Here is an 8627-nt window from a genome sequence, read left to right on the forward strand (position 1 = left end):
TAGCCGTGAAGCCCGCCGCCTTCGCGGCTTCCACGCCCGCGTCCACCGCGAGCCGCAGCGCGCGCGCCAGGCCGAATTCGCCGGCCGCGGCACCAATGCTCGCTTCCGCCTGCACGGGCTTACCCGGCAGGAAGCACGCCTTCTCGTCGTTCCAGCAGGCCTTGCCGCCCGACTGCGCGAACAGGTGCAGCACGGGGCTGAAGCCACCCGACATCGCGACGAGGTCGCACGACAGCGTCTGCAGCTTGCCGCCCACCTGGCCGTTCGAGAGCGACGCGACGTCGACCGACGATACGCGCCACTTGCCCGCTGCCCCCGTCACGACCGCACCGCTCATCACCGTCACGCCCTGCCGCTTCGCGGCGGCCGGCAGCGCGCCGTTCGACGATGCGCGCGAATCGACGACCGTCACCTTCGCACCGCACGCCTTCAGGTCGAGCGCGGTCTGGTAGGCGCGATCGTTGTTCGTGAACACGACTGCGTTGCGGCCCGGCAGCACGCCGAAGCGATGCACGTAGGTGGACACCGCGCCGGCGAGCATCACGCCCGGCAGGTCGTTGTTGCCGAACACGATCGGCCGCTCGTGCGCGCCGGTCGCGAGGATCACGCGTTTCGCGCGGACCTTCCACAGCAGTTCGCGCGTACCCTTGCGCATCGACACCGGCAGGTGATCGGTCAAACGCTGCGTGACCGTCACGAGGTTGTGGTCCTGGTAGCCGAACGCGGTGCTGCGCGACAGGATCGTCACGTCGGGCAGCTTGCGCAGCTCGGCCTCGATCTTCTCGACCCACTGCAGCGCGGGCTTCGCGTCGATCTCGGCGCGGCACGACAGCAGGCTGCCGCCGAGTTCGCGCTGGTCGTCGACGAGGATCACGCGCGCGCCGGCCGTGGCCGCCGCATGTGCAGCCGCGAGGCCCGACGGGCCACCGCCGACCACGAGCACGTCGCAATGCGCGTAGCACTTGTCGTAGCGATCGGCGTCGAGCGCTTCCGGCGCCTTGCCGAGGCCGGCTGCTTCGCGGATCTTCTCTTCGTACTTCGGCCACATGTTGCGCGGCCACATGAACGTCTTGTAGTAGAAGCCGGCCGGCAGGAAGCGCGACAGCTTCTGGTTGATCGCGTACTTGTCGTTCTCGAGCGTCGGCTCCGCGTTCACGCTGGACGCGACGAGCCCCTGGTACAGCTCGATCTCGGTCGCACGTGCGTTCGGCACCGTGTACGGGCCCGATTCGAGCTGCACGACAGCGTTCGGTTCCGCGACGTCGGCCGTCACGATCCCGCGCGGACGGTGGTACTTGAAGCTGCGCGCGACGAAGTGCACGCCGTTCGCGAGCAGCGCGGACGCGAGCGTGTCGCCCTGGAAGCCTTGATACGTGCGGCCGTTGAACGTGAAGGTCAACGGAATCGCGCGATTGATGCGGCCACCGGTGCCGAGGCGGTCTTTCTGGCTCATTTGCTCGTGCCCTCTTCGTGTGCGTTGCCGGCAGCTTCGCCACCGAACTTTTCGTAGCCCTTGATATCGTAGGTCACCGTGTCGCGCGTGGCCTTGAACCAGCGGCGGCAACCCTGCGCGTGCAGCCATTGCTCCTTGTGCAGCCCGCGCTTGTTCTCGCGCATGAACACGTATTCGCCCCATTCGCGGTCGGTCATGTTCTCGTTGTTCACGGGGCGCACGATGTCGGCTTCACCGCCGCACGAGAACTCGGATTCGGCGCGCGGCCCGCACCACGGACATTCGATCAGCAACATGTTTCTTTCTCCTGTGTCTGTGCGGCAGCGGTCAGTGCGCGACGGCGGCAGCGCCGTGCTCGTCGATCAGGTGGCCCGTGTAGAAGCGGTCGAGCGCGAACGGCGCGTTCAGCGGATGCGGTTCGTCGCGGGCGATCGTGTGCGCGAACACCCAGCCCGAGCCGGGCGTCGCCTTGAAGCCGCCGGTGCCCCAGCCGCAGTTGAAATAGAGGCCCTTCACGTCGGTCTTGGTGATGATCGGGCACGCGTCCGGCGACACGTCGACGATGCCGCCCCACTGGCGGTTCATCCGCACCCGCGAGAACACCGGGAACATCTCGACGATCGCCTGCAGCGTGCTTTCGATGATGTGGAAGCTGCCGCGCTGGCCGAAGCCCGTGTACTGGTCGATGCCTGCGCCGATCACGAGGTCGCCCTTGTCGGACTGGCTGATGTACGCGTGCACCGCGTTCGACATGATCACCGAGTTGACGACCGGCTTGATCGGCTCGGACACCAGCGCCTGCAGCGGGTGGCTTTCGATCGGCAGGCGCACGCCGGCCATGTCGGCGAGCGTCGTCGTGTTGCCGGCCGCGACCACTGCAACCTTCTTCGCCTTGATGAAGCCCTTCACCGTGTCGACGCCGACGACTGCACCGCCTTCGCGACGAATGCCCGTCACCTGGCAGTTCTGGATGATGTCGACGCCCGCGCGGTCCGCGCCGCGCGCGAAGCCCCAGGCCACCGCGTCGTGACGCGCCACACCTGCGCGGCGCTGGATCGATGCGCCGAGCACCGGGTAGCGGCTGTTCAGGTTGATGGTCGGCTCGATTTCCTTGATCTGCGCGGGCGTCAGGAATTCGGCGTCGACGCCGTTCAGCCGGTTCGCGTTCACGCGGCGCTCGGTATCACGCACGTCCTGCAGCGTGTGGGCCAGGTTCATCACGCCGCGCTGGCTGAACATCACGTTGTAGTTCAGGTCCTGCGACAGCCCTTCCCACAGCTTCATCGCCTTCTCGTACAGCGCGGCCGATTCGTCCCACAGATAGTTCGAGCGCACGATCGTCGTGTTGCGCGCGGTGTTACCGCCGCCGATCCAGCCCTTCTCGAGGATCGCGACGTTCGTGATCCCGTGCTCTTTCGCGAGGTAGTACGCGGTCGCGAGGCCGTGGCCGCCGCCGCCGACGATCACGACGTCGTATTCCTTCTTCGGTTCCGGGCTCTTCCACTGCTTTTCCCAGTTCTCGTGATACGAGAGGCCGTTGCGGAACAGGCTGAATATCGAGTAGCGGCTCATGTGAGTGATCCTTCGTTTAGCATTCGATGACGTTCACGGCCAGACCGCCGCGCGACGTTTCCTTGTACTTCGTCTTCATGTCGGCGCCCGTCTCGCGCATCGTCTTGATGACCGAATCGAGCGACACGTAGTGCTGGCCATTGCCCTTGAGCGCCATGCGCGACGCGTTCAGCGCCTTGATCGCACCCATCGCGTTGCGCTCGATGCACGGGATCTGCACGAGCCCGCCGACCGGGTCGCAGGTCATCCCGAGGTTGTGCTCCATGCCGATCTCGGCCGCGTTCTCGACCTGGTCGGGCGTGCCGCCCATCACCGCGGCGAGCGCGGCGGCGGCCATCGAGCAAGCGACGCCCACTTCGCCCTGGCAACCGACTTCCGCGCCGGAGATCGACGCGGTTTCCTTGTAGATGATCCCGATCGCCGCGGCCGTCATCAGGAATTCGACGATGCCGGCTTCGTTCGAGCCCGGCACGAACTTCACGTAGTAGTGCAGCACCGCGGGAATCACGCCGGCCGCGCCATTGGTCGGCGCGGTGACGACCCGGCCGCCGGCCGCGTTCTCTTCGTTGACGGCCATCGCATACAGGTTGACCCAGTCGAGCATCGACAGCGGGTCGCGCAGCGACTCTTCCGAGCGCTCGCGCAGGCGGGCGTTCAGCTCGGCCGCGCGGCGCTTCACGCGCATCGGACCCGGCAGGTCGCCCTCGACCTTGCAGCCGCGCTCGACGCACGCGGCCATCGTGCGCCAGATCGCGAGCAGCCCGGCGCGCACTTCGTCGGCGGGGCGCAGCGCGCATTCGTTGCGCATCATCAGCTCGGCGATCGACAGCCCGTGTTCGCGGCACTGGCGCATCAGGTCGTCGCCGGTGCGGAACGGATACGGCACCTCGACCGCCGCGCGCACGCCGTTCACGCGATCGCCGTCGCGGTTCACGACGAAGCCGCCGCCGACCGAGTAATACTCTTTCTCGACGAGCAGTTGGCCGTGCTCGTCGAAGGCCTGGAAGCGCATGCCGTTCGGGTGCACGATGCTCGTGCCGCTCATCAGCTTGCGGTAGAAGCCGATGTGCTCCTTTTCCTCGAAGCGGACAGTCTGCTTGCCGAGCAGCGACAGCGATTTCTCCGCGCGGATCGCGGCGAGCCGCGGCTCGATCAGGTCCGGATCGATCGTGTCGGGCAGGTGGCCCTCGAGACCGAGCAGCACGGCCTTGTCGGTGCCGTGGCCCTTGCCGGTCGCGCCGAGCGAGCCGTATAGTTCGACCCGCACGCGGCGCACGAAACCGAGCAGGTTCGCGTCCTCCACGTGCGACGCGAAGCGGCACGCGGCGATCATCGGGCCGACCGTATGCGAACTGGACGGGCCGATGCCGATCTTGAACAGGTCGAAGACGCTGACGTTCATCTGGCTTCCTCTGGGTGAGACACACGTGAAATGACGTTGGCGCCAGTACATCAAAGCGTAAAATCGGCCGATAGAACAAAAACGGCATCGGCGTGGGATAACGCCGCCAAGCGCCACTTCGGCAGCCCCGAAAGTGCGTTTTGGCGATGGTTGGCGACGGAAAACCACAAGTCGGGCCGGAACCGATCAGCGACGCTGGCTACATCAGCGCCACCTGGCCCCGCCCGACTGCCGTACCCGCATCACCCGTATCAACAGACTGAGTGAGACCGCCCGCCCGGCGTGAAGAGATTGGCCGCGATGACAACCGACGTACCCGCTTCCCCCCTCGCAGAACCCGCGCCGCGGCGTATCCGCTTCGGCATCGTGCTGCTGCCGAACTTCACGCTGACGGCCTTCTCGGGCTTCGTCGACATGCTGCGGCTGTCGGCGGACGACGGCGACTACAGCAAACCCGTGCGCTGCGCGTGGAGCGTGATCGGCGAGACCCTCGCGCCGGTGCGCGCGAGCTGCGGGATCCAGATCACGCCTTGGGAAACCTTCGACGGCGCCGAGCCGTTCGACTATGTGGTGGTGGTGGGCGGGCTGCTGCATTCGGGGCCGCAGGCGGGCCCCGAGACGCTCGACTTCATCCGCCGCTCGGCGACAGGCGGCGCGACGGTCGTCGGCATCTGCACCGGCGTGTTCACGCTGATGCGTGCCGGCGTGCTCGACGGCTACCGCACCTGCGTGAGCTGGTTCCACTACTGGGATTTCATCGAGCGCTTTCCGGCCGCCGACCCCGACCTGCTGATCGCCGACCGGCTGTTCGTGATCGACCGGCGCCGCATCACCTGTTCGGGCGGCCGCGCGTCGATCGACGTCGCCGCCGCGATCCTGCTGCGCCATTTCGATCACGCGACCGTGCAGAAGGCGCTGCGCATCCTGCTGGTCGGCGAGATGCAGAAAGGCAATGCGCCGCAACCGCATCCGCCGGGCCTCGAGCCGGCGACGCACCCGAAGGTCAAGCGCGCGATCCTTCTGATGGAACAGCATGTCGGGCGTGCACTGTCGCTCGACGAGCTCGCGAGCAAGCTCGATTTGTCGACGCGGCAGCTCGAGCGGCTGTTCAAGGCGGAAACGGGCAAGAGCCCGCAGGCGTTTGCGAAGCAGGTGCGGCTGCGCACGGCCGCGTGGCTGCTGACGAGCTCGGACCGCACGGTGGCCGATATCGCGTCGAGCTGCGGGTTCGCCGATGCGTCGCACCTCGGGCGCGAGTTCCGCAAGCAGTTCGGCGTGCCGCCGGCGACTTATCGGGAACGCGGCGGGGAAGCGGCGGAAGCCGGCGCCGCAATCGCGGCAGACCCCGTCGAGGACATCGCCGACTGACGGCGACGGACCCCGCCCCCCTTCCAACCGATCGCGAAACGACACTCGAACGCATCGGTTTCGGCTCAATTGGAACCGGTTCCAATCAATTTAACCGACGTTGCTCTCCGTTAACCGAGGGTTATCCCGGATGCTGTCACACATTCAAATTTGTATGATGACCACATAACCTGACAAACCAGAGCACCATGTTCGAGAAAATTCCCGCCCGTGCGATGAGCGACCATGTCGCGCAGCAACTGCTCAAGCAGATCGAAGTCGGCAGTTTCTCCGCCACCGGCAAGCTGCCGACGGAGGCCGTGCTCGCGCAGGAATTCGGCGTGAGCCGCACCGTGATTCGCGAGGCGATCTCGCGGCTGAAGAACGAGGGCGTGGTCGAGCCGCGCCAGGGCAGCGGTGTGTACGTGAACCAGCACGGCGCGATCCGGCCGCTGCGGATCGACTACGCGGAGGCAGTCGAGGCCACCTCGCTGCCGCACCTGCTCGCGGTGCGCCGCGCGATCGAGGCCGAGGTCGCGGCCGAAGCGGCGTTGAATCACACCGATGACGACATGGCCGACATCGACGAGGCGCTGCGCAAGATCGACGATGCGGTGGCCGAAGGGCGCGACGGCGTCGCGGAAGACGTCGCGTTTCACCGCACGATCGCGGCCGTCACCGGCAACCCGTATTTCCTGAAGACGCTGCAGTTCCTGAACCAGTACCTCGAAGCCGGCGTGAAGGTCACACGGCGCAACGAAGCGACGCGCGAGGACTTCTCGCGCCAGGTACGCGAGGAGCACGCAGCGATCGCCGATGCGATCCGCGCGCGCGACCCGATGGCCGCACGCAACGCGGCACGCACGCACATGTACAACGCCGCCCGCCGTCTCGCGGAAGCCGGCATTTGCTGAAGCCCGCGGCCGCAGCCTCCGCAGGCGCCGCCGCTGTCACGAACCTCTCCCGAATCGATCAAGGTTGACCATGTCACGAAATGTTGGAGTCATCGGCCTCGGTGCGATGGGCCTCGGCGTCGCCCGCTCGCTGCTACGCGCCGGCCTGCGCGTGCACGCCTGCGACGTGCGCGACACCGTGCTGCAGGCGTTCGCCGCCGAAGGCGGCATCGCCTGCGCGACGCCGGCCGAACTCGGTGCGCAGTGCGACGTCGTCGTCACGCTCGTCGTCAATGCCGCGCAGACCGAAACGGTGCTGTTCGGCGAGCACGGCGCGGTCGCGGCGATGAAGCCCGGCGGCGTCGTGATCGCAAGCGCGACCGTCGCGCCCGAATTCGCGGTCGCGCTCGGTGCACGCATCGAGGCAGCCGGCCTGCAGATGCTCGATGCGCCGGTATCCGGCGGCGCCGCGCGCGCGGCGTCCGGCGAGATGACGATGATGACGTCGGGCCCGGCTGCCGCGTATGCGGGCTGCGAGGACGTGCTCGCGGCGATCGCCGGCAAGGTCTATCGCCTCGGCGATGCGCACGGCATCGGCTCGAAAGTGAAGATCATCAACCAGCTGCTGGCCGGCGTGCACATCGCGGCAGCGGCCGAGGCGATGGCGCTCGGCCTGCGCGAAGGCGTCGATGCCGATGCGCTGTACGACGTGATCACGCACAGCGCCGGCAATTCGTGGATGTTCGAGAACCGCGTGCCGCACATCCTGAACGGCGACTACACGCCGCTGTCGGCCGTCGACATCTTCGTGAAGGATCTCGGCCTCGTGCTCGATACCGCGCGCCGCAGCAAGTTCCCGCTGCCGCTGTCGGCCACCGCGCACCAGATGTTCATGAGCGCGTCGAGCGCCGGCCACGGCGGCGAGGACGATTCCGCCGTGATCAAGACTTTCCCCGGCATCACGCTGCCGCCCGCCCGCTGATTCGAACGACGCTTCTGCCATGACCGCTTCCGCTTCCCGTCCCCTGCTCGGCTGCATCGCCGACGATTTCACCGGCGCGACCGATCTCGCGAACATGCTCGTCAAGAGCGGCATGCGCACCGTGCAGACGATCGGCGTGCCCGCCGACGGCGCCGCTGACACCACGCTCGACGCCGACGCGATCGTCGTCGCACTGAAGTCGCGCACGATCCCCGCCGCCGACGCCGTCGCGCAATCGCTCGCCGCCTACGAATGGCTGCGCGCGCAGGGCTGCCGGCAGTTCTTCTTCAAGTACTGCTCGACGTTCGATTCGACCGACGCGGGCAACATCGGGCCCGTCGCCGATGCGCTGCTCGATGCGGCCGGCGGCGGCTTCACGATCGCGTGCCCGGCGTTCCCCGAGAACGGCCGCACGATCTATCGCGGCCACCTGTTCGTCGGCGACGTGCTGCTGAACGAATCGGGGATGGAGAATCATCCGCTCACGCCGATGCAGGACGCGAACCTCGTGCGCGTGCTGCAGCGGCAGACGAAGTCGCCGGTCGGCCTGATCCGCTACGACACGATCGCGCTGGGCGCGGCCGCCGTGCGCACGCGGATCGAACAACTGCGCGCGGAAGGCGCGTGCTTCGCGATCGCCGACGCACTGTCGGATCGCGACCTCTACGTACTCGGCGAAGCGTGCGCGGGCCTGCCGCTCGTCACCGGCGGCTCGGGCATCGCGCTCGGCCTGCCCGCGAATTTCCGCCGCGCGGAGCAACTGCCCGAGCGCGACAACGCGGCGTCGCTGCCGCGTATCGACGGCCTGTCGGCCGTGCTCGCCGGCAGCGCGGGCTGCGGGAGCGATGCGGGCGCGCAGGGCGTGCCGGCCGATGCGATCCGCGCGGTGTGCGTAGGCAGCCTGTACGGCGGCTCGGGCATTCCGGTGGACATCGACATGCGGCCGCTCCATCCGTGCCTGATCTGGATGGACCGGCG

At 67.5% G+C, this 8627-nt stretch carries 8 protein-coding genes; 4 read left to right on the plus strand and 4 right to left on the minus strand.

Annotated features, from left to right (window positions below; genetic code table 11):
* From G3N93_RS28305 to G3N93_RS28320, 4 genes are all read right to left on the minus strand, one after another.
* Window positions 1-1453 (minus strand): 2Fe-2S iron-sulfur cluster-binding protein (locus tag G3N93_RS28305; protein ID WP_206134445.1); only part of this gene is annotated, 1453 nt, incomplete at its 3' end.
* Window positions 1450-1749 (minus strand): sarcosine oxidase subunit delta, encoded by a 300-nt coding sequence (locus tag G3N93_RS28310; protein WP_011354096.1) that lies wholly within the window; start codon window positions 1747-1749, stop codon window positions 1450-1452. The genes G3N93_RS28305 and G3N93_RS28310, both read right to left, overlap by 4 nt.
* A gap of 31 nt (window positions 1750-1780) precedes the next feature.
* Complete coding sequence (locus G3N93_RS28315) at window positions 1781-3025, minus strand: sarcosine oxidase subunit beta family protein (protein ID WP_006480591.1); 1245 nt, start codon at window positions 3023-3025, stop codon at window positions 1781-1783.
* A 16-nt stretch (window positions 3026-3041) separates the two neighbouring features.
* The gene (locus G3N93_RS28320) at window positions 3042-4427 is read right to left on the minus strand and encodes an L-serine ammonia-lyase (protein WP_043180619.1); all 1386 of its coding nucleotides are present in this window, start codon (window positions 4425-4427) and stop codon (window positions 3042-3044) included.
* Window positions 4428-4727: 300 nt separating this feature from the next.
* Here G3N93_RS28320 and G3N93_RS28325 point away from each other — a divergent pair, with 300 nt between their 5' ends.
* From G3N93_RS28325 to otnK, 4 genes are all read left to right on the plus strand, one after another.
* Complete coding sequence (locus G3N93_RS28325) at window positions 4728-5795, plus strand: GlxA family transcriptional regulator (protein ID WP_206134446.1); 1068 nt, start codon at window positions 4728-4730, stop codon at window positions 5793-5795.
* A 188-nt stretch (window positions 5796-5983) separates the two neighbouring features.
* Window positions 5984-6688: a FadR/GntR family transcriptional regulator gene (locus G3N93_RS28330; protein ID WP_206124374.1), complete on the plus strand. Its 705-nt coding sequence runs from the start codon at window positions 5984-5986 to the stop codon at window positions 6686-6688.
* Window positions 6591-7649 carry an L-threonate dehydrogenase gene (ltnD, locus tag G3N93_RS28335; RefSeq protein WP_277396580.1) on the plus strand — a complete coding sequence of 353 codons (1059 nt, stop codon included), beginning with the start codon at window positions 6591-6593 and terminating at the stop codon, window positions 7647-7649. Before G3N93_RS28330 ends, ltnD begins: the two co-directional genes overlap by 98 nt.
* Window positions 7650-7668: 19 nt before the next feature.
* On the plus strand, window positions 7669-8627 hold a 959-nt coding region (otnK, locus tag G3N93_RS28340; protein WP_277396581.1), incomplete at its 3' end, for a 3-oxo-tetronate kinase.

The sequence above is a fragment of the Burkholderia sp. Se-20378 genome, from assembly GCF_017104665.1.
Classification (GTDB): Bacteria; Pseudomonadota; Gammaproteobacteria; order Burkholderiales; family Burkholderiaceae; genus Burkholderia; species Burkholderia lata.